The following is a 22,866-nucleotide window of genomic DNA, read 5'->3' as shown; positions in this document are numbered from 1 at the left end:
CGATTCACTAGTTGTTTAAAGCTGCACGGAAATGGCCCCGCCTGGTAATCAATGCGGGGCCATTTATTTTTTATAATTTAACAATCACTTTTGAATAGATATTCCTGCATTTGAACTAGCCAATCGCATGAGTGATTGATGGCGTGCTTTTCGGATCACCTTTGCCACACATCATGGCTTAAGCGCACGTTGAAACTGACCTTCCTAGATTGCGAGCAATACTCAATTAAAGCAACAATGCTTCACTGTAATTTCTTCCTGGCTTTGTGGAATTCCGCATGATTTTCACACACGACAATCAACAAATGAAAATGATTCTCAATTATGCAATAAAAAGTGATGCTGCGTTATTTAACGCAGGCTAAACGATTGAAATTGCTAAACTTTAACGGTATCATTGAAGGTTCCTCCAAATGTTTTGTAAGTGAAGAATCTGGCAATGGATATGCAGTCCGACAACAACCTGATGAGTGCTTCTCAAGATACCGCAACCGCGCTGAATGATCAGATCGGTTTAGCCCCGCAATCGCAGGGTTTATACGACAGACGCCACGAAAAAGATAGCTGTGGCGTGGGCTTTGTTGCCCATATTAAAGGCCACAAGAGCCATGATATTGTTGCCAAGGGCCTGCAACTGCTCGACAACCTGACCCATCGCGGTGCAACGGGTTACGACCCGAAACTGGGTGATGGCGCTGGTTTGTTGATGCAAATGCCAGATACCTTTATGCGTGAAGAAGCCGCACAACTGGGCATGACCTTGCCAGTCGCTGGTCAGTACGCAGTAGGCCAGGCCTTCTTGCCACAAAATGCAGTCAACCGCGCCAAATGTGAAGCCATTTTTGCGCAGATTATCGCCGAAGAAAACCAGACATTGTTAGGCTGGCGCGATGTGCCGGTCGATAACAGCAATATTGCTGATGCAGCACGCGCAGTTGAACCAGTGATGCGCCAGGTGTTCATCGCCAGCACAGTGTCTGACAACAACGCATTTGAGCGTAAATGTTTTGTCATCCGTAAACGTATTGAGCATGCAATCCGCGCGCTTGCATTGCAAGACAATGCTCAGTTCTACATGCCGTCTTTCTCTTCCCGCACCATTGTCTACAAAGGCATGTTGCTGGCGAACGAAGTGGGCATCTATTACAAAGACCTGAAAGACGCACGCGTTGTTTCAGCATTAGCACTGGTTCACCAGCGCTTTTCAACCAATACTTTCCCAGCCTGGGACCTGGCGCACCCATTCCGCATGATTGCGCACAACGGTGAAATCAATACCGTGCAAGGCAACGTCAACTGGATGACCGCCCGCCACGAGACGATTAAATCGGTTGTGCTGGGTGAAGACCTGGAAAAACTGTGGCCCCTGATTGTGGAAGGCCAGTCTGATTCAGCCTGCTTCGATAACTGCCTGGAACTGCTGGTAGCTGGTGGGTACAGCCTGCCGCATGCCATGATGATGCTGATTCCGGAAGCCTGGAACAATAACCCATTGATGGACGAAGATCGTCGCGCGTTCTACGAATACCATGCTGCGATTATGGAGCCATGGGATGGCCCGGCTGCGGTGGCATTCACTGACGGCAAGATGATAGGCGCAACATTGGATCGTAATGGTTTGCGTCCGGCACGTTACCTGGTCACTGAAGATGACATCGTCATGATGGCGTCCGAAATGGGTGTGATCACTTTCCCGCAGGAAAAAATCGTCAAAAAATGGCGTCTGCAGCCAGGCAAAATGTTGTTGATCGACATGGAGCAGGGCCGCATCATTGATGACGAAGAAGTCAAAAAAGAACTGGCACAAGCAAAACCTTACCGCCAGTGGATTGAACAAACCCGTTTCCATGTGGCTGAACTGCCTAATGTAGGCTCCGGTGAAGTGGCATTGCAAGCCAGCCTGCTGGATACACAACAAGCGTTTGGCTACTCGCAGGAAGACCTCAAATTTGTGCTGCAGCCGATGTTGGACAACGGTGAAGAAGGTGCGGGCTCCATGGGTAACGACGCGGCTTTGCCGGTGTTATCCAACAAGGCCAAAACTTTATACAACTACTTCAAGCAATTGTTTGCGCAAGTCACCAACCCGCCAATCGACCCGATCCGTGAAGAACTCGTGATGTCACTGGTCACCTTTATCGGCCCTAAACCTAACCTGCTGGCTGTGGATGAAACCAACCCGCCATTGCGTCTGGAAGGTAGCCAGCCAGTATTAAGCCTGGACGGCCTGGAAAAACTGAAGCAAATCGACACCTTAACCAAAGGCCAGTTTAAGTCCATAGTATTGGACCTGACTTACGATGCGGCCCTGGGTAAAGATGGCATGAAACAGGCGCTGGACATCTTGCATGACCAGGCTGAAAAAGCAGTGCATGATGGCTACAATATATTGATCCTGTCAGACCGCACCGTATCTGCGACACGCGTTGCGATTCCTGCCTTGCTGGCCTGTTCTGCAACCCATGAATTCCTGGTGAAAGCTGGTTTACGTACCAGCACCGGCCTGGTCATTGATACCGGTTCTGCACGTGAAGTACATCACTTCGCCTTATTGGCAGGTTACGGCGCTGAAGCTGTCTGCCCATGGCTGGTATATGAAACCATGAAGACTTTGACCGGCGATGTGGAAAAAGCTGGCAAAAACTTTGTGAAAGCAGTGGGCAAAGGCTTGTACAAAGTGATGTCCAAAATGGGTATTTCTACCTATCAGTCTTATTGCGGTGCGCAGATTTTTGAAGCGATTGGTTTGAATAGCCAATTCGTGAACGACTATTTCACCGGTACTGTCAGCCAGATCGAAGGCATAGGCCTGGAGCAAGTGGCTGAAGAAACCATGCGCATGCATGACCAGGCCTTCGGCAACGATCCTACCTTGTTAAATGCACTGGAAGCTGGTGGTGAATACGCTTTCCGTGTGCGTGGTGAAGAGCATTTGTGGACGCCGCAATCGATCAGCAAACTGCAAAGTGCGACCCGTACCGGCCAATATGATACTTACAAAGAATATGCTGCGCTGATCAACGATCAAAGCCGCCGTCACATGACCTTGCGCGGCCTGTTTGAAATCAAACCAGCCGCAGCCGCGATTCCGCTGGACCAGGTTGAACCAGCGAAAGAGATCGTAAAACGCTTTGCGTCTGGTGCGATGTCACTGGGTTCCATCTCTACCGAAGCGCACGCGACACTGGCTGTGGCGATGAATCGTATTGGCGGTAAATCCAATACCGGCGAAGGTGGTGAAGACGTTAAACGTTTTATTCCGGTAAAAGTGGATTCCAGCATTGCTGAAGTATTGGGCAGCGAACTGATAGAAGCGGATGTACCACTCAAAGCAGGTGATTCCCTGCGTTCACGCATCAAGCAAGTGGCTTCAGGCCGCTTTGGCGTGACAGCTGAGTACCTGAGCAGCGCTGACCAGATCCAGATCAAGATGGCACAAGGGGCCAAGCCGGGTGAAGGCGGTCAGTTACCTGGTCATAAAGTATCTCCATATATTGCGAAACTGCGTTTCTCAGTACCAGGCGTAGGCCTGATTTCGCCGCCACCGCACCACGACATTTATTCGATTGAAGATCTGGCACAGCTGATTCACGACCTGAAAAACGCCAATCCAAAAGCCTCTATCTCAGTGAAACTGGTATCGGAAACCGGTATCGGCACGGTGGCTGCCGGGGTGGCAAAAGCCAAATCTGACCATATCGTTGTAGCGGGTCATGACGGTGGTACCGGTGCCTCACCGCTATCTTCTGTCAAACACGCAGGTACGCCGTGGGAGCTTGGCCTGGCTGAAACTCAGCAAACCCTGGTGCTTAACCAGTTACGTGGCCGTATCGTTTTACAAGTCGATGGCCAGATGAAAACCGGCCGCGACGTGCTGATAGGCGCCTTACTGGGTGCAGATGAATTTGGTTTTGCAACGGCGCCGCTAGTGGTTGAAGGCTGTATCATGATGCGCAAGTGTCATTTGAACACCTGCCCGGTAGGCGTAGCGACACAAGACCCGGAACTGCGCAAGAAATTTACCGGCCAGCCAGAACATGTGGTGAACTACTTCTTCTTTGTGGCTGAAGAGTTACGCGAACTGATGGCCAGCATCGGTATCGCCAAGGTGGATGACCTGATTGGCCGTGCAGACTTGCTGGATATGAAAGCCGGTATCGAACACTGGAAAATCAATGGCCTGGATTTCAGCAAGATTTTCCACCTGCCAGACATGCCAGCCAGCGTTTCCCGCAAAAACAATGACATCCAGGACCACGGCATTGCCAAGGCGCTGGATAACAAGCTGATTGAGCTGTCGCAAGCAGCGCTGGAAAAAGGTGAAAAAGTCACCCTGAACCTGCCTATCATGAACACCAACCGCACTGCGGGTACCATGCTGTCGCATGAAGTGGCACGCCGTTACGGTAATGATGGTTTGCCTGATGGCACCATACATGTTAACTTCACCGGCACTTCAGGTCAAAGCTTTGCTGCTTTCCTGGCCAAAGGCATCACCTTTGAGCTGACGGGTGAAGGCAATGACTATGTGGGTAAAGGCTTGTGTGGTGGTCGCATCATCATCAAACCACCTACCACTTTCCGTGGCTTGTCTTATGAGAACATCATTGTTGGCAACACCGTGATGTACGGCGCGACCACCGGCGAGAGTTTCCTCAGCGGCGTGGCGGGTGAGCGTTTCTGCGTACGTAACTCTGGCGCGACGGCGATTGTTGAAGGCGTGGGTAACCATGGTTGCGAATACATGACTGGCGGCACTGTGCTGGTACTGGGTCAAACCGGCCAGAACTTTGCAGCGGGTATGAGCGGTGGTATTGCTTACATCTATGATATCGATGGCCAGTTCGCCAAACGCTGCAACATGAGCATGGTGTCACTGGAGAAAGTCGAAGCGGCAGAAGCCGACGTCGGTAAAGTACAGCACATGGGCCAGCCTGACGAAGTGCTGCTGAAAGGCCTGATCGAGCAGCACGCAGCGCTGACCGGCAGTCCACGTGCCAAGGATATCCTGGCTGACTGGCCAGCCGCACGCGCAAAATTCGTCAAGGTGTTCCCGAACGAATATAAACGCGTACTGACCGAAATGGCTGCGGCCACTGCCAAACAAGCGGCTTAATCGTTTTTGTTTATTGAATACCCCGCGTACGCGCGGGGCCTAGTTAAGGTTGCGCCTGAGTGGCGTGATAGGGAAGAGATAATTTAACATGGGTAAAGTCACAGGTTTTATGGAGTTTGACCGTCTGGCAGAAGAAAACCTGCCGGTTAAGGATCGCGTCAGAAACTACAAAGAGTTTGTTCTGCATTTGACAGACGACCAGGCCAAACAACAAGGTGCGCGTTGTATGGACTGTGGCATTCCGTTCTGTACGACCGGCTGTCCTATCAATAACATTATCCCTGACTGGAATGACCTGGTGTACCACCAGGACTGGCGCAATGCGATTGACGTGTTGCATTCCACCAACAACTTCCCTGATTTTACCGGCCGTATCTGCCCTGCGCCATGCGAGGCTGCTTGTACGCTAAACATCAATAATGATCCGGTAGGCATTAAATCCATCGAGCACGCCATTATCGACAAAGCCTGGGAAAATGGCTGGGTTACCCCGCAAATCAATCCAAATAAAACCGGCAAGAAGATTGCGATCGTTGGTTCAGGTCCTGCAGGGCTGGCGGCTGCACAGCAACTGGCTCGCGCCGGTCACAGCGTCACTGTCTATGAGAAAAATGACCGTATCGGTGGTTTGTTGCGTTATGGTATTCCTGACTTCAAACTGGATAAATCCGGCATTGACCGCCGCATGACCCAGATGGAAGCTGAAGGCGTGACCTTCAAGGTCAATCAATATGTAGGTGAGAATGTCAGCGCCGCTGATCTTGAGCGCGACTACGACGCCGTTGTCCTGGCGGGTGGTGCAGAGTTACCTCGTGACCTGCCGGTCACCGGCCGTGAACTGGATGGCGTGCATTTTGCCATGGATTTCCTGACACCGAACAACAAAATGGTCGCGGGTGACCAAGTGCCTGACCAGATCAAAGCTACCGGCAAACATGTGGTCGTCATCGGCGGCGGTGACACAGGTTCTGACTGTGTGGGTACCTCTAACCGTCATGGTGCTGCCAGCATTACCCAATTTGAGTTGATGCCGCAACCGCCAGAAAAAGAAAACAAGGCTATGGTATGGCCAAACTGGCCGCTGAAAATGCGTACTTCCAGCTCGCATGAAGAAGGCGCTGCCCGCGACTGGTCTATCACAACAAAAGAGTTGATAGGCGAGAATGGCAAGCTGACCGCACTGAAAGGCGCGCGCGTGGAGTGGAAAGACGGCAAGATGATTGAAGTGCCGGGCACCGAATTCACCATCAAAGCTGACCTGGTATTTTTGGCCATGGGCTTTGTCTCGCCTATCCAGAAAGTACTGGATGCCTTTGGTGTGGAAAAAGATAACCGTGGCAATGCCAAAGCGACCACTGATGGCGCTGGCTGCTACAAGACCAGCAAAGCCAAGGTATTTGCTGCCGGTGATATCCGCCGCGGACAATCGCTGGTGGTCTGGGCCATCCGTGAAGGTCGTCAGTGTGCACGCGAAGTCGATGTATTCCTGATGGGAGACTCTACCTTGCCACGTTGATACGCAACTGGGTAAGAAGAAGCGCCGATGAGTCATATCATCGGCGTTTTTGTTTGCGCTGTCGCAAAAAAACACCATTCTTTCAGGTGAAAGCAGGCGGCGCACTCTATAATGCTATTTTGATTTTTGACTGGTCAACCCGAGTATCCAACCATTTACACTGCGATACGAATCAAGACCCCGCCACCCATGAGCCAACTGCAAAACGATACCTTCTTACGCGCCCTATTACGCCAGCCAACGGAATACACTCCGGTATGGATGATGCGCCAGGCCGGGCGCTACCTGCCTGAATACCGCGAAAGCCGCAAAACGGCTGGCAGCTTTATGCAGCTATGCCAGAGCCCGTCATTTGCTACTGAAGTGACATTACAACCGCTGGATCGCTACCCGCAACTGGATGCGGCGATCCTGTTCAGTGACATTCTGACCGTGCCGGATGCCATGGGCCTGGGTCTGTATTTTGAAGAAGGTGAAGGGCCGAAGTTTGAGCGCACCTTGCAGGACGAAACCGATATCCTCAAGCTGGAAATCCCGGATATGTCCAAGCTGCAATATGTGTTTGATGCCGTCAGTAGCATCCGCAAGGCACTGAATGGCCGGGTACCGTTGATCGGTTTTTCCGGCAGCCCATGGACACTGGCGACCTATATGGTGGAAGGCAAAGGCGGCACGGATTTCCTGAATACCAAGAAAATGGGTTATGCCAGACCGGAATTGCTACACCGGATTCTGGAAATTACCGCGCAAACGGTGATCCAATACCTGAATGCACAGATTGCCGCCGGTGCGCAGGCAGTGATGATTTTTGATTCCTGGGGCGGCGCGCTGTCGCACAATGCCTATACCGAGTTCTCGCTTAACTATATGCAGAAAATCGTCGCTGGCCTGACCAAATCAGCCGAAGGCCGTCAGGTACCCTGCATTGTCTTTACCAAAGGTGGTGGCTTATGGCTGGAAGCCCAGGCGGCGATTGGCGCAGATGCGCTTGGCCTGGACTGGAGCATGGACGTAGGCAATGCCCGCAAGCGTGTAGGTGATAAAGTCGCACTGCAAGGCAATATGGACCCAGCGATTTTATTGAGTTCACCAGCAGCGATTGAAAAAGAAGTGGCTAGCATCCTGGCCAGTTACGGTCACGGCAATGGCCATGTATTCAACCTAGGCCACGGCATCACGCAGTGGACGCCGCCTGAGCATGCAGCCTGTATGCTGGAAACGGTACGTAAGCTGAGCCCGCAATACCACCAATAACTTGCTGCATAAAAAAATCCCGCTCCTGATGATGCGGGATTTTTTTATTGCTAAGCATTACTTGAGCGTCATGCGCGACAAGGTTTTATCTTTATCAATAAAGTAATGTTTGAGTGCACCGACGATATGCAGAGTAATCACAACCAGCAAGATAGTCGCAAACAACTCGTGTGAGTCTTTGAAAATATCGCGCAAATCCGCATTATCCAGGCCGCCAAATACTTCCAGCCCAAACCACTTCAAACCATATTTGCTATACAGCGTCATTAATACGCCAGTCAGTGGCATGGCTACCATTAACACATACAGAAAATGATGTGCGGCAGTCGCCAGTTTACGTTCAAAGGTGGAGTTGCTCAGCATGGCAGGCGGCGTATGACTCACGCGCCAGAACACGCGGAATACAACCAGCCACAACAAGGTAAAACCCAGGGATTTGTGCAAATTGAAATACAGGGTACGTGCGCTGCCCGGCTCATCCATTTGCCAGGTATAAATGCCCCAGCCAAATAAATCAAACTCGGTTTGTTTGGGACCGTCTTTCGGTAGCCCGGTCATGTACCACCCCAGTGCAAACATCCCGGCGATGGCCAATGCAATCAGCCAATGCAAAATAACGGCAACTTTGGTATATCGTTGCGTAGAACTCATGTCTTCTCCTTGAAATCCCCGGTGACAACTGTCACTTTGTACTCATGAATATATTGATTATGATGTATGAAACATTCATGGGTGAGTCAGCATGTTATCAAAAATCGCGCGACTGTGTGTCGGTGTTACATTCGGCTTTGTAACGTTTTGTAGTCATGTGTGGGCAGACAGCTTTGAATTGAAGAAAGTTGCCGAAGGTGTGTATGTGCATCATGGCCAGCACCAGGATATTGATGAGGGTTACCAGGGCGACATCTGTAACCTGGGCGTGGTGATTGGCCGCGATGCTATCGCCGTGATCGACAGCGGTGGTAGCAAACATATTGGCGAGCAATTGCTACAAGCCATACGCACGATCAGCAAGTTGCCGGTGAAATATGTGATCAACACCCATGTCCACCCTGACCATATCTACGGTAATGCGGCTTTCCAAGGCGAACCCGTCCACTTTGTCGGCCATGAAAAACTGGCAAACACCATGTTGTTGCGTAAAGAGCAGTACGAAAAACTCAATGCCAGACTGCTAGGTGATGCAGGCAAAGCCAGTACCACCATTCCGCCTGATACTGCTGTGCATGACCAGTTATCCCTGGATTTAGGGGACCGCGTATTGCAACTGCAATCGCGAACCGTGGCACACACACATACCGACCTCACCGTACTCGATAGCAAAACAAATACACTATTTACCGGAGACCTGGTGTTTGCGCAACGCACGCCAGTAGTGGAAGGCGATATCAAAGGCCTGATTGCTGTACTGGAAAAAATCAACCAGACGCAATATGCATTGATTGTACCTGGTCATGGATTAGAGAGCGCAGACCAGAAAACCATTATTGGCGATGAATTGCGTTACCTCAGCCTGTTATTGGCAGACGTGCGCACCAGCATAAAGAAAGGGATCAGCATGGAGCAGACCATGGATACCGCTGCTGAATCCGAGCGCAAAAAATGGCTACTGTTTGATATTGCCAATCGCCGCAATGTGAATGTGATTTACCCGCAGCTGGAATGGGAGTAACTAACCCGCGTGCAATTGATTAACCGTGCTGCCACAGTGATGAAGATTGAGCTCCTGAATTGGGTGACTGGTTGTGGCTAAGCATTCTGCTCTAGAATAACATCATGCCATTACATATTCTGATCGTTGAGGATGAACCCTCAATCGCTGAGACACTCATTTACGCCTGCCGGTCTGAGCAAATGCAGGCCACACATGTCATGTTAGGCCAGCTGGCGCTGAACATCCTGAAACAACAATCCTTTGACATGATCATACTGGACATAGGCTTGCCGGATATGACAGGGTTTGAGGTATGCAAGCACCTACGCCGGTTTTGCCATACGCCTGTTATTTTCCTGACTGCACGTGATCATGAGGTAGACCGGATACTTGGATTGGAGATTGGTGCCGATGACTACGTGCCTAAACCATTCAGCCCACGCGAAGTAATCGCCAGGATAAAAGCTATCCAACGCAGGTTACATCCTGAAAATACCGCTCTGATAGCAGGATTTCAATTGGATGAGATGGCTAGCCGCATTTATTACCACCAGCATTTGCTACAACTGACACGTTATGAATACCTGTTACTCAAAACACTGATACAACAACCTCACCGTGTCTTTTCACGCACTGCGCTCATGGACACTATCTGGCATTCGGCAGAAGAAACCATGGAGCGCACGGTAGATACCCACGTTAAAACCCTACGGACTAAATTACGTGAACTATCGCTTAATCATGCATTAACCACCACGGAGATGATTGTAACGCACAGGGGCATGGGATATAGCCTGCTACCATAATCGCCTCTCATGAAAATCAGTCTTAAAATTTTTCTCGGTTATTTTTTGCTGGTCGGGCTGGCCGCCTGGTTTGTCCTGGTGGTATTCGTTGACGAGGTCAAGCCCGGGGTGCGGCAAGCCATGGAAGACGCGTTGGTAGATACCGCCAATGTGCTAGCTGAACTGGCAAAATATGATCTGAAAGAAGGCAATATCCAGCATGGCCGATTTGCGGAAAGCCTGCAGAATTACCAAGCTAAATCAGGTGTAGCAAACATCTGGGGCATTCCAAAATCCACAGCAGACTACCGTGTTTATATTACTGATACGCGCGGTATTGTCGTGTTTGATTCCCAGGCACAGGCTATCGGTCAGGATTACTCCCACTGGAACGATGTCTACCTTACCTTAAAGGGCAAGTATGGGGCCCGCTCAACGCCCACCAACCCCTCTAACCCAGACGGCGATACCATCATGTATGTGGCTGCACCTATCTTGGATATGGGCCAGACCATAGGCGTGTTAACCGTAGCAAAACCCAACAGCACCATGCAGCCGTTCATCCGGCGCGCGCAACAGAAAATCATGGGCTGGGGCGCGTTATTATTTGTCTTATCTCTCGGCTTGGGCGTTGCATTTACCTGGCGCTTTACCCGCGCTATTCACCGCCTAAGAGATTACGCCATCGCAGTGGCGCAAGGTAAAAAAGCGGCAGCACCTGATTCCAGTAATGATGAGCTGGCCGAGCTGGCACACGCGATGAAAAGCATGCGCGATGAACTCGATGGGCACCAGCATCTCCAGCAAGCCATTCAGCAGTTAACACATGAATTGAAGAGCCCGATTACTGCGATACAGGCCGCTGTGGAACTGATAGAGCCGGATATGCCGGTGCAAGACCGCACTCATTTTCTTAACAGTATCAAAACACAAAGCCATCGCCTGCAACACATGGTAAAAAATATACTGGGGCTGGCTGCGCTGGAACAACAACAGATGCTGGAGCTTCCTGCAAACATCCAGCTAGCAGACCTGGTCAGTCATCAAGTACAGCTCGTCAAAAACCGCGCAGATCAACGTAATATCAAATTGGATACCGAACTTGATCCCGCATTATTTATTCAAGGTGATGCATTTTTATGTGGTCAGGCGATCAGTAATTTGCTGGAAAATGCGCTTGATTTTAGCCCTGACCAAAGCACAATCAAGATTCGGTTGAGCCATACGGTTGAAGGGATATGTTTACAGATTCAGGATGAAGGAAGTGGCATCCCGGATTACGCACTCAGCAGAGTCAGTGATAAATTCTACTCATTACCCAGACCTGCCAACACGCCCAATGCCGGACAAAAAAGCACAGGGCTTGGCCTCAACTTCGTACTCCAGATCATGGCTTTGCACCGGGGTAAATTTTCCATCAGCAATGCAGAGAGCGGTGGCGTGAGTGCCAGCCTGTTTTGGCCACACTGATGTTAGGGCACGAATCCATCCACTTCACACTCGCTTCACATTCAGCACAACATCGCTTCACTTACCCACTTTAAGCTGCAAACTCTTTCATAGAGGAGTTTGGACATGCAAAAACCGCTTTTATATAAATCCCTAGGGATATTAGGACTCATACTCCTGATGTCACTAGCCATTGGCTATGTCAATGATCTGATTATCGAACGGCAGGCAAGGCAGGCATCGGTAGAAAGCGATATCGCCAGATCTTCCACTGCTGCACAAACGCTGACAGGCCCTATCCTGATCATTCCCTACACAGAGCACTACACAGAAACGCAGGGCTCCGGCGCGTCACAAACCGACGTCGAATATAAAGACGAGCGGCGTGTTTATTTGCTGCCGAGTGCGCTTAATCTTTCAGGAGGATTTACCCATCACTACAAACAAAGAGGCATTTTCAAAGCCTTGATGTATGGATTGAATGGTGACCTTTCAGGCTCGTTCAATCTCGATCAAATCAAACTTGAACCACAGCGTAAAGGGGGGAAACTCGTGATGGGTCACCCCTTGCTGGCGATAGGCCTCAGTGACACGCGTGGGATTGATGGACAACCGGTATTGAACTGGGACGGTCAGAAAATCGCCTTGAAGCAAGGCAGCCAATTGCCTTTGTTAAGTAACGGAATTCATGCTGACCTTGGCAGTTTAAGACCTGAACAGCATACAGTTGATTTTAAATTGAACCTGCATATCCGTGGCATGCAGAAATTTGACGTGATCCCTTTGGCCGAAAAAAATATTGTCCAATTACACTCCAGTTGGCAGCACCCGCATTTTGATGGCAATTTCTTACCTGATGCTTCCAGCCAGAAAATAGACCAGCATGGCTTCCAGGCAAAATGGGAAATTTCCTCACTTTCCAGCAGCATTCAGGAGACGCTACTCACAAAGCTGGATCAGAGGTCTGAAAGTATTTCGTTAGAGGCTATCAGTGTCGGCTTTGTCGAACCCATCAATATCTACAGCCTGTCAGATCGCGCTACTAAATATGGCCTGTTGTTTATCGGGCTGACTTTTGCCGGTTTCTTTATCTTCGAAGTCCTTAAACAGCTACGCATACACCCGGCACAATACGCCATGGTTGGCCTTGCGATGGCCGTTTTCTATCTGTTGCTGATCTCGCTGGCGGAGCATATCGGTTTTGCCTATGCCTATGTCATTGCAAGCCTGGGTTGCATCAGCCTTATCGGCTATTACCTGGCAAACGTGATGAAAAATGCAAGATTCGGCCTTGTATTTTCATTCAAACTCGGACTGCTATATGCCACCTTATACGGCATTCTAATCTCCGAAGACAATGCGCTGCTGATGGGCTCCATATTGATCTTCAGCTTGCTGGCTTTCACCATGATAGTGACACGCAAAGTTGACTGGTATGCGTTAAGCCATCATTGATATGCGTCATGGATGCACAAGGTGCACTATGGTTAGCTTTCATACAGGGGTGGCTTGCAACGCAAGCCACCTGCTCTTAAAAGGTCGTTTCATGAAAAAAATCATTTACATACTTATTAGCTCGATTCTGTTAAGCCCATTCATTCCTGAGCGGGCCATCATTCCGGTACAACATGCATCGGCGAGAGACTGGAATCTGGATAGCTACTGGTTTGCGCCTTGGGGAGAATCCGGTGTTCATAAAGGCATAGATATATTTGCCAATAAAGGCAGGCTGGTGCAATCAGCAAGTAAAGGGGTAGTCATCTACGCGGGTGAGCTGGAAAGAGGCGGTCATGTGGTTGCTATACTTTCACCTAAATGGCGCATTCATTACTACGCGCATCTGGACGCCATTAAGATAAGTCCTCTTGCATTAGTCACCCAGCACAGCGCCTTAGGCACGGTCGGCAATAGCGGGAATGCTATCGGCAAGCCGCCACACTTGCACTACAGTGTATTCAGACTTTTTCCTGATCCGGCGGATATCACGTTGGAAACACAAGGCTGGAAACGCATGTTTTACGTTAACCCTCACCTGTTACTGACAAAAGAATAAGCGATTAGCCACCTATCAAACTCTGCATTTTTTGCAGAGTTGCACAGCTTATTCGCATAAAGTTTATGCAGTATTTGCAGCATCACTTATCTTGCACATTTGAAAAATCTCAAAGAAACCATTAAAAAACCATATAAAATCATGTAGTTAAAAACAATCCCCTCTTTTACATTCAGATGGCATAACGATTGCAAAGATATTCCCGTATTTATCAAAATAATAAGGGAAGTCTTAGTGAAGCATCCATTCTTACGTGCCTACGGCCTGTTTTTACTATTAGGCGGGTTAACCCAATTCCTGCTCTGGCTGTTTGGTGCCTCTTCTCTTGAGGGATTCAAAGACGCGGTGATCGTTTCCACCTTGTGGCTGATTCCGCTCTGGTGGCAGCCGCAACGCTTGCGCGCCTGGAGCGCCGGTATTGCGGCATTTATCGGTGTCTCTGCATTGCCAGGTCTTGCTTATTTCCTGGTTTATCGTCAAGAACTGACCCAAAGCCTGATGATGATTCTGTTCGAATCGAATAAAAGCGAATCCCAGGAGTATCTGCACAACTATTTCTCGTGGTGGATTTTGCTGGTATTGCTGGCATTCATCCTGATTCCGATTGTGTACTGGCGTGCATTGAAACCCGCACAACTCCCAAAATCGCGCGCAGCGGTCTATACCTTGATCACCGTATTGATTGCGTTTTCCTCGCCAATCAAACCGGCCATGCAAAACGAGTGGGGCTACGCGTATAAAAGCTTTAACAAGCATTTTAGCGGGGTGCCGCCTTACCAGCTGGCGTTGGGCTACCTGAATTACCAGCAGCAACTGGATGAGGTGAACCGGACATTGCTGACCATGAACAGTATTCCCCCGCTGGCGAACTTATCGGAACAGGCCAAGCCGGGGCCGACCACGGTGGTACTGGTGATTGGTGAATCAACTTCGCGCCTGCACATGGGGCTGTATGGTTATGGCCGCGATACCAATCCCGAATTGGGCAAGATCAAACAGGAACTGACCGTGTTTGAAAATGCATATTCACCTCGCCCGAATACCATTGAAAGCCTGCAGCAGGTGCTGACCTTTGCCAACCAGTTGCATCCTGACGATTACAAGACCAAGCCATCGCTGGTGGCTATGATGAAACAGGCCGGTTACCACACGACCTGGATCACCAACCAGCAGACATTGACCGGTCGCAATACCATGCTGACCACGTTTGCCAAGCAAGCGGATAAGCAATATTTCCTGAATAACGAACGCCGCCAGAACGCCTACAGCTTTGATGAAAAGGTATTGGCACCTTTTGCTGAAACGCTGAACGATCCGCATCCCAAGAAATTAATTGTCGTGCATCTGCTAGGCACACATATGAAATACAGCTACCGCTATCCAGAGAAGTTTGATGTATTCAAAACGGCTAAAGGATTGCCTGCCACAGGCCTGGATGAAGAAAAAACCGCACTGATCAACAGTTATGACAATGCTATCCGCTACAACGACTGGGTCATGGCGCAACTTATTTCCAAGCTGAAAGCCAAGCAGCAACACAGCCTGCTGGTTTACTTTTCAGACCATGGTGAAGATGTGTATGACACCGCCCCACACGACTTTCAGGGCCGTAACGAAGCGGCGCCAACCTTGCCGATGTACAGCATCCCGCTCATCGTCTGGCATTCGGACAACTGGTTCAACGCAAAAAAACTGTTGACCAATGTGAATACGCATCTGCAATACGATAATGCCGATTTGATTTATACCCTGGCCGACCTGGTGGGACTGTCATTCGATGGCTTCCGCCCGGATGAAAGTATCGTCAACGCGCAATTCATGCCGGACAGCATCCTGGTGGGTGATCCTTATATCGGCAAATTGCAAACGTTGCCAGGCACAAAGCATTTCCCTGACAGTGAGGTCGCCACGTGGAACGCTGGCTTACCAACAAGGGATTAGCCTGGTTATGGCTATTGCTGGGTGTAAGTGCCATAGGCATTTTCGCCATGGCGAACTACACCATGCTGGATTTAACACTGGCGGACCGGATGTTCGATTTCAGCCGTGGGCAGTTTACTTACCAGCATGCGTTTTTCTATGACACCGTCATGCACAGCTATATCAAGCACCTGCTGCTAAGCGTTTGGCTGGTGCTGTTGGTGTTAGCCATGCTGCCAACAGGATTCCGCCCAAGCTGGTTATCTTCCGCACAGCAATACCGTCTACGCTGGGTAACCGCACTGGCTGTTGTACATAGCGGGCTGGTGTCTTGGCTCAAACACCAGATGCCGCACGCCTGCCCGTGGGACATTACGCGGTACGGCGGCACTTCGGACTGGTTTCCTGCATTTGCTGCGCATACCCCGCAGATGAACGGGCACTGTTTTCCGGCGGGGCACGCCAGCAGTGGCTTATGGCTATCCGCCCTGTGTTTGTGCTGGTTACCACAACATCCCCGCAAAGCATTGTTGATGGCAGTCGCCGGGCTGGCTGCGGGTTTTGCACTCGGCTGGTGCCAGCAACTTCGTGGGGCACACTTTCTCTCTCACACGCTGACATCCTTATGGTTGATGTGCGCCCTGCTGTTATGCGTGTTGTCATTTTCCAGCAATGGTTACGCAAGTAGCCCTTATTCAAAAAGCAGTTACGTATGAAAAATCTTTCCCTGCCAGCGTTACTCCGCCATTTATTCACACCACAGATCTTATTGATCTGGGGCGTGACGCTTTGGCTGATGGTATTTGACAACTCTGCACTGGTTTCACACTTAAGCCAGCTATACCCGCCACTCGAAGGACAAAGCGGTTTGTTGATCAGCCTGCTACTGTTTTTCACCCTGGTCACTGCTTTATGGTTGATGTTGATCAGTCATGGCCGCAGCGCGCGCTGGCTATTGGCACTGGTGATATTCAGCAGTGCATTTGCCGGATTTTATATGCAGGAATTCGGCATCATTATCGATACAGTCATGCTCGACAACCTGTTCCAGACCGACAGTAAAGAAGCTTTTGGCCTATTGTCCTGGGAGATGATTGCATTTGTCACCGCACTTGGCGTAGCTCCAGCAATATGGCTGCTGTTTAAAGCGCCGGATTGCTGGTTTGTTCGCGATAGTTTGCGTGCTCGTGGCCTGCACATTGGGCTGTTAGTAGTGCTGATGGCTACTTGCGTATGGCCTTACTCAGCCGGCTATGCCAGCTTTATCCGAGAGCACAAGCTTGCCCGCATGTATGCCAACCCGAGCTTCATGCATTACTCACTCATCAAATGGAGCAATCAGCACCTCAGCATCCCCGAAAGCCAGGCGCTGGAACAGGTTGCCACCGACACGCAACGCATTGGTGATAACAGCAAACATGAACTGGTGATTATGGTGGTGGGTGAAACTGCCCGTTATGATCGCTTTTCGCTGAACGGTTACCATAAGTTGACTAATCCGCGCTTGCAGCAGGAAGATGTGGTGAGTTTCAAGCAGGTCACCTCTTGCGGCACTTCCACGGGCGTATCGGTCCCGTGCATGTTTTCGATGCTGGGCAGGCAGCAGTATTCAGCCAAAAAAGCCAGGCACATGGAAAACGCGCTGGATGTATTGAAAGAACACAATATCAACGTGTTATGGCGTGATAACAACTCCGACTCAAAAGGTGTCGCTACACGTATGGCCTACGAGGATTTTCAATCACCTGCCCAGAATAAAGTCTGCGATAGCGAATGCAGGGATGTGGGGATGTTGCAGGGGCTGGACAAGTACATCCAGTCCCACAGTGGCCAGGATGTCATGATCGTATTACACCAGATGGGTAATCATGGGCCTGAATATTATCGCCGCTACCCGAAGGCATTCGAAAAATTCACCCCGGTATGCCGCAGCAGCGATTTATCAAAATGCAGCCAGCAGGAAATCGATAATGCCTATGACAACGCGATTTTATATACCGATTATTTTTTGAGTGAGGTCATTCAATTACTAAAGAAATACGACAATAGCCATGAAACGGCCATGCTATATGTAGCGGACCATGGCGAATCGCTGGGAGAGCATGGGCTTTACCTGCATGCGGCACCTTATATGATTGCGCCGAAGGAGCAGACCCACGTGCCTGCCATTTTATGGCTGGGCAAACAGTTTGATTATTCGATTAAGCAGATACGGCCTTACCAGAATTACCCGCTTAGTCATGATGACGTGTTCTGCACACTCTTGACAGCCTATGAACTCAAATCCAGCACTTGCAATTCACATTACAGTTGGCTGGTCGCAAACCCGGTGGTCCGTGCAGAACTCAAATTGCCGCCGTTGCCATTACAGCCGGAGCAGCCACTTGCGCCTGCTGTCGTTATCCGTGAGCAGCCAGGTGGAAATCTACAGACAAAACTTGATCAACCACCGGCGACGGAAGAGCCAGGCAGAATGAAGGCAATAAAAAATGCCGCATTAAGGCGTAACAGTACTGCAACGTAAAGCGGGCGGTTCACCCATTATCTTATTGGCCGTCACCCATATGACCGGCTTTACCCGCTCATCGACCTTGCATGCATCTATGTAGCCGATAGCGCTTTCGGTGTAAGCGACGTAGCGTATCATCGCTTCTTGTGATTCCACGGTATACGGTGGCTGGATACCGTGGAAATACTGCTCGTTCCAGTAACCTACCTGCGACCTCGGGCTGCTATGCAATACCTGCTGCGAGAAGCGAAGGCGTAACGGATGGTCACTGGACAAATTGGCCGGATGCAATGGTTTACCATGATTGTCATACAGCTTCTTGCGCCAGTATACCGAGGAAAGGTCATTGGCGGCGACCGGCACTGTATATGCCGTCTGTGCAGAGACGATGACAGCGATCACCGGCTCGTCAGCCAAGGCGAAGCCGGGCACAATGCCAGCGACTATGATCCAGATGCTGAACAATTTCAAACGCATCAATACATCATCGCAAATGAAGTTGTAAATCCGCGCGGTATATCTTCATATTCGCCGTTACCGCCCACTATTTCAAACTTCAATAACTGATTTGGTTTAAGTCTCTTGGTCACACCAATGATCCAGCGCTCGGCGTTGGGGGTATTAGGTTGATGCAAATTTTCCAGCCGTGTGATCCAGTACCAGTCATTCTTAATCAGGTAAGCACTTTGCAGGTATGCGCCGCTACCTCCACCCTGGCCATGATCTATCTTACGTGTGTACGCTTCACCACTGAGTTCCCACCGATCAAATTCGAGCAGGAAATCGATACCAAGAATGCTGTATTTAGGTCCAAATGATTGTTCTTCGCGGTAAGTGGCGTAATTCAGGCCTATGGTGTTCAGGCCGGCATTTTCATTGGTGAAATTAAACACATTATTGATTGCAACCCGCGCACCGCGCATATCTTTGTATTGTGTTTCGCCGCGACTTTCCGGTTGTGCATTCATAGTCGCAGTGTAAATCTGGTAATCAAGAGAACGCTCCTGCAATGGCAGCGTACCAAAAAACTGTATGCCGCTGGTGAAAGTGGGAAACAGTTCAGTGGTTGCCACGGGCCGGCTAGCTGTCCATACTAACGGTGAAGCATGCAGTTGGTTCCAGCGACCTAACGGGGTCAGGAATCGCCCAAGCCGCACATTGGCGCGCTCAGTCAGATTGACGTCAAAATACAGGCGCTCGGGGTTGATATAAACATCGCGGAAATCCAGCCCTTGCCTATGGGTATAACTCGCCACATTTTCCAGGTCCAGTTCGCCGAAAAACTTGATACGGGTGTTTTTGTCCCAAGTCACGATCATGGCTAACTCGTTCCAGTTTAGCCGTGTAGATTCTGTGCGGGGTATATGCAGGTCAACGCTGGTGTAGCCACCCACCCGGAAGCCTTCCCAGAAGGTGGCGTCTTCTTCCGCAAGCAGTGGCTTGCACATCATGCACAGGCTGATTACACTGACCGCGCAACGCAGTAAAATAGTGGACATACACACTTTCCGATTAAGCTAATACAACGCTTATAATAGATACGCTATTTTCTCATATTCCATGCCAAAAAATTCACCTTTAACCATCCGGAAAATGCTGCTGATCGCATTTTTGCTGGCAGGATTATTGCCCGCCCTCTTGGTCAGCGTGCTTAGTTTTTACCAGGCGCGCACTGCGTTGCGCACGGAAATTAAACATGACCTGCAAACCACAGGTAAAGCGGTGGGTGAACACATAGACCGGGTGTTGTTTGAGCGTGTGCAAAACGTGCGCAGCTGGAGCCAGCTGGCCATCATGCAAGACATGCAGATTGGTGATATTGATAAGCGCTTATCAGTCTTTCTCGAAGAAACCCGTTTAAGTTATGCCGCTCAATATATTTCAATTGATGTGATCGATCTGCAATCCACCATCATTGCTTCCAGTAATCCGCAGCATATCAATCAACGGCTAACCAGCCCGCCAGTCTGGTTTTCGTTTAATGAAGACGATCAGCCAATCACCATCTACCATTTGCAAAATGATCAGTTAATGATTGCTACACCGATTTACTCTGATTTCACCCTGCAGCCTATCGGTCACCTGATCGCTACGTTTAACTGGTCAGTAATCCAGGACTTACTCAATCATGCCGCCCAGCATGCCACCGAACTTGCACTGGTAGACGAGCAAGAACGTCTGCTGGCACAATCCAGAAACTGGTCTCAACCGCGCTATAACCTGCACACCCATATTCCCATCCAAAGCACGCTTCCTATTTACGGCTGGGAGGTGAAGCTCAATAAAGAACATGATGTGGCAGTCGCACCGGTACACCGTTTAGGGCTGATTTTCGTCGTCCTGTTAGTGGTGATCCTGTTTTTCTCATTGTTGCTCGTCAGGCCGATTGCAAAACGCATCACCCAACCGCTTGAGGAACTGATCCGCTTTGTACAGCAATTTCGTCGACCTAATGTGATCATTCCACCGCTGAGTGGCCCGGTAGAGGTGCAGGCATTGCAGCAGACTTTTACCAAAATGGCGGCGGATCTGGCCGAGTCAGAACAACAACTGACGCGTGCGGCCAAACTGGCCGTGGTGGGTGAAATGGCCGCTGCCATGAGCCACGAGGTACGCACTCCATTGGGTATCATGCGTTCGTCTGCCGATGTGTTGAAACGCGAACCGGCGTTAAGTGACGATGGCCGCGAAGTATTGGGATTTATTATCTCGGAGACCGAGCGCCTGAATAAACTGGTGACATCCCTGATTGACTCGGCGAGGCCTCGCTTGCCAAGCAAAACGCCACTTGAATTGCAATCTCACCTGCAACACGTCTGCGATATGTTGCAAAAACAGGCTTTTGACAAGCATATCCAGCTGTCACTGCATGCGCCGGAAGCGGTGATTATTCCGGTCGACCAGGACCAGATGACACAGGTGATGGTCAACCTCATCATTAATGCCATCCAGATATTGCCCGAGCATGGCCAGGTGGCCGTCTCGCTTTCGCATGACACACAATTCGCCCATGTCTCAGTGGCGGATAACGGCCCCGGTGTGCCACCAGCACAACAGGCACATTTGTTTGAAGCGTTTTTTACCCAGCGTACTGGCGGTGTAGGCCTGGGCCTGGCGGTGGTCAAACAAATCGTGGAAGCGCACGGTGGTACAATTAGCTACAGCACCAGCCCGTGGCAAGGCGCCCAATTTAACCTGGCGCTGCCGCTAAATCCTTAACCTCAATCCAGCTGACTGCAAATATCTAATGTCCACTCCACCACTCACCATACTGGCCGTTGATGATGAACCGAATATGCGGCGCCTGCTGGAAATCAGCCTGCGCCAGGCAGGTTACCGCGCCTTGTCCGCGGGTAATGGCCGTGAGGCGCTGGAGATTATCCGGCAGCAACAGATAGACCTGGTGGTGAGTGACCTGCATATGCCAGGCATGAATGGCCTGCAATTACTAGATGTGATACGTAACGAGCATGAGCATTTGCCCTTGATTATGGTCACGGCACAAGGCGAAATCAAAACCGCCGTCGAGGCGATGAAACTGGGCGCCAGCGATTATATTTTGCGTCCGTTTGAGCTGGAAACACTGGAAATCGCCATTGAAAAAGCGCTGACCGTGAAACGCATTCACCAGGAAAACACTTTCCTCAAGCAAAACCAGCAGCCGGATGTGACCGGTCTGATTGGCAACAGCCCGGCCATGCAGTCGCTGAAACAGATGATCCAGCAAGTGGCGCCAGAGCGGGCCACGGTATTTATTGTGGGTGAAACCGGCACCGGCAAAGAGCTGGTGGCGAAAGCCCTGCATGAAGCCTCTCCACGCAATGCAGCACTATTTGTAGCGATCAACTGTGCCGCCATCCCGGCTGATATCCTGGAATCCGAATTATTTGGGCATGAAAAAGGGGCCTTTACCGGTGCACTGAAAGAGCGCATCGGTAAATTTGAACTGGCAAATGGCGGCACACTGTTCCTCGATGAAATCACCGAAATGCCGATTCAGCTACAATCAAAATTACTGCGCGTATTACAGGAAAACGTAGTGGAAAAGCTCGGCGGTAACCGGCAGATTGCGCTGGATGTGCGCGTAGTGGCGGCCACCAACCGGGATCCGCTACAAGCGGTCAAGGAAGGGAAGCTGCGTGAGGATTTGTATTACCGCCTGAACGTGCTGCAATTACAGATCGCACCATTGCGTGAACGCCAGGACGACATAGGGCTGCTGGCGGAATTTTTCCTGGGTAAACGCCAATGCCAATTGAGTGAAGAGGCACGTTTATGTTTACAGCATTATGCCTGGCCAGGCAATGTGCGTGAACTGGAAAATATTCTGGAACGTGCGGCCATTCTGGCAGGCAACCACACCATACAGCCGCAACACTTACCGGCTGATATCAGCCAGCACGCGGCGCATACGGCTACCGATGTGACTGCCGTTGCAGATACCAATATGCTTTCGATTCCGCGCACGACAGAAGCCATGGAACGGAGACTGATTCTGCAGGCGCTGGAGTCCTGCCAGGGCAATAAAACCAAGGCTGCCAAGTTGCTGGAGATCAGTGAGCGGTCACTCTGGAACAAGCTGAATCAATACGAATTACGTTAAGCTGATT

16 protein-coding genes are annotated in these 22,866 nt (G+C 50.3%); 13 read left to right on the top strand and 3 right to left on the bottom strand.

The window, feature by feature from the left end:
- The first annotated feature begins 445 nt into the window (after positions 1-445).
- From ACFQ2T_RS10210 to hemE, 3 genes are all read left to right on the top strand, one after another.
- Positions 446-5,116, top strand: coding sequence for a glutamate synthase-related protein (locus tag ACFQ2T_RS10210; protein ID WP_379034061.1), 4,671 nt, complete (start codon positions 446-448; stop codon positions 5,114-5,116).
- Between the two features lie 88 nt (positions 5,117-5,204).
- Positions 5,205-6,632 (top strand): glutamate synthase subunit beta, encoded by a 1,428-nt coding sequence (locus ACFQ2T_RS10205; RefSeq protein WP_379034059.1) that lies wholly within the window; start codon positions 5,205-5,207, stop codon positions 6,630-6,632.
- A 189-nt stretch (positions 6,633-6,821) separates the two neighbouring features.
- Positions 6,822-7,886 (top strand): uroporphyrinogen decarboxylase, encoded by a 1,065-nt coding sequence (gene hemE, locus ACFQ2T_RS10200; protein WP_379034057.1) that lies wholly within the window; start codon positions 6,822-6,824, stop codon positions 7,884-7,886.
- A 57-nt stretch (positions 7,887-7,943) separates the two neighbouring features.
- Here the strand turns inward: hemE and ACFQ2T_RS10195 are convergent, their stop codons facing one another.
- Entirely contained in the window at positions 7,944-8,537 is a 594-nt protein-coding gene (locus ACFQ2T_RS10195) for a cytochrome b (RefSeq protein ID WP_379034055.1), read from the bottom strand.
- A 91-nt stretch (positions 8,538-8,628) separates the two neighbouring features.
- Here ACFQ2T_RS10195 and ACFQ2T_RS10190 point away from each other — a divergent pair, with 91 nt between their 5' ends.
- The 8 genes from ACFQ2T_RS10190 (at position 8,629) to ACFQ2T_RS10155 (ending at position 18,271) form a co-directional block, all read left to right on the top strand.
- Entirely contained in the window at positions 8,629-9,558 is a 930-nt protein-coding gene (locus ACFQ2T_RS10190) for a quinoprotein relay system zinc metallohydrolase 2 (RefSeq protein WP_379034053.1), read from the top strand.
- 104 nt (positions 9,559-9,662) lie between these two features.
- Positions 9,663-10,346 carry a two-component system response regulator CreB gene (gene creB / locus ACFQ2T_RS10185; RefSeq protein ID WP_379034051.1) on the top strand — a complete coding sequence of 228 codons (684 nt, stop codon included), beginning with the start codon at positions 9,663-9,665 and terminating at the stop codon, positions 10,344-10,346.
- A gap of 9 nt (positions 10,347-10,355) precedes the next feature.
- Positions 10,356-11,795, top strand: a complete 1,440-nt coding sequence (gene creC, locus ACFQ2T_RS10180) for a two-component system sensor histidine kinase CreC (RefSeq protein WP_379034049.1) — start codon at positions 10,356-10,358, stop codon at positions 11,793-11,795.
- 105 nt (positions 11,796-11,900) lie between these two features.
- Positions 11,901-13,229 (top strand): cell envelope integrity protein CreD, encoded by a 1,329-nt coding sequence (gene creD, locus ACFQ2T_RS10175; RefSeq protein WP_379034047.1) that lies wholly within the window; start codon positions 11,901-11,903, stop codon positions 13,227-13,229.
- Between the two features lie 91 nt (positions 13,230-13,320).
- Entirely contained in the window at positions 13,321-13,827 is a 507-nt protein-coding gene (locus ACFQ2T_RS10170; RefSeq protein WP_379034045.1) for a M23 family metallopeptidase, read from the top strand.
- 234 nt (positions 13,828-14,061) lie between these two features.
- The gene (gene cptA / locus ACFQ2T_RS10165; RefSeq protein ID WP_379034043.1) at positions 14,062-15,768 is read left to right on the top strand and encodes a phosphoethanolamine transferase CptA; all 1,707 of its coding nucleotides are present in this window, start codon (positions 14,062-14,064) and stop codon (positions 15,766-15,768) included.
- A complete protein-coding gene (locus ACFQ2T_RS10160) occupies positions 15,738-16,463 on the top strand; it encodes a phosphatase PAP2 family protein (RefSeq protein ID WP_379034041.1) in 726 nt (241 codons plus the stop codon). The genes cptA and ACFQ2T_RS10160 overlap by 31 nt, the downstream gene beginning before the upstream one ends.
- Positions 16,460-18,271: a phosphoethanolamine transferase gene (locus tag ACFQ2T_RS10155; RefSeq protein ID WP_379034039.1), complete on the top strand. Its 1,812-nt coding sequence runs from the start codon at positions 16,460-16,462 to the stop codon at positions 18,269-18,271. Before ACFQ2T_RS10160 ends, ACFQ2T_RS10155 begins: the two co-directional genes overlap by 4 nt.
- On the opposite strand, the gene ACFQ2T_RS10150 is transcribed toward ACFQ2T_RS10155, so the two are convergent.
- Together ACFQ2T_RS10150 and ACFQ2T_RS10145 are read right to left on the bottom strand one after the other, a co-directional pair.
- A complete protein-coding gene (locus tag ACFQ2T_RS10150; protein WP_379034037.1) occupies positions 18,245-18,733 on the bottom strand; it encodes a hypothetical protein in 489 nt (162 codons plus the stop codon). The two genes, ACFQ2T_RS10155 and ACFQ2T_RS10150, sit on opposite strands and share 27 nt — an antisense overlap.
- The gene (locus tag ACFQ2T_RS10145) at positions 18,733-19,755 is read right to left on the bottom strand and encodes a hypothetical protein (protein WP_379034035.1); all 1,023 of its coding nucleotides are present in this window, start codon (positions 19,753-19,755) and stop codon (positions 18,733-18,735) included. Before ACFQ2T_RS10145 ends, ACFQ2T_RS10150 begins: the two co-directional genes overlap by 1 nt.
- A 61-nt stretch (positions 19,756-19,816) precedes the next feature.
- On the opposite strand from ACFQ2T_RS10145, the gene ACFQ2T_RS10140 reads away from it, so the two are divergent.
- Together ACFQ2T_RS10140 and ACFQ2T_RS10135 are read left to right on the top strand one after the other, a co-directional pair.
- Positions 19,817-21,475: a sensor histidine kinase gene (locus tag ACFQ2T_RS10140; RefSeq protein ID WP_379034033.1), complete on the top strand. Its 1,659-nt coding sequence runs from the start codon at positions 19,817-19,819 to the stop codon at positions 21,473-21,475.
- A 28-nt stretch (positions 21,476-21,503) separates the two neighbouring features.
- Positions 21,504-22,859, top strand: coding sequence for a sigma-54-dependent transcriptional regulator (locus ACFQ2T_RS10135; protein ID WP_379034031.1), 1,356 nt, complete (start codon positions 21,504-21,506; stop codon positions 22,857-22,859).
- Positions 22,860-22,866 lie beyond the last annotated feature (7 nt).

This window comes from Methylophilus flavus, from assembly GCF_042678905.1.
Lineage (GTDB): Bacteria > Pseudomonadota > Gammaproteobacteria > Burkholderiales > Methylophilaceae > Methylophilus > Methylophilus flavus.
The sequence above is the reverse complement of the archived record's forward strand: the minus strand, read 5'-3'. Positions and strand labels throughout refer to the sequence as shown.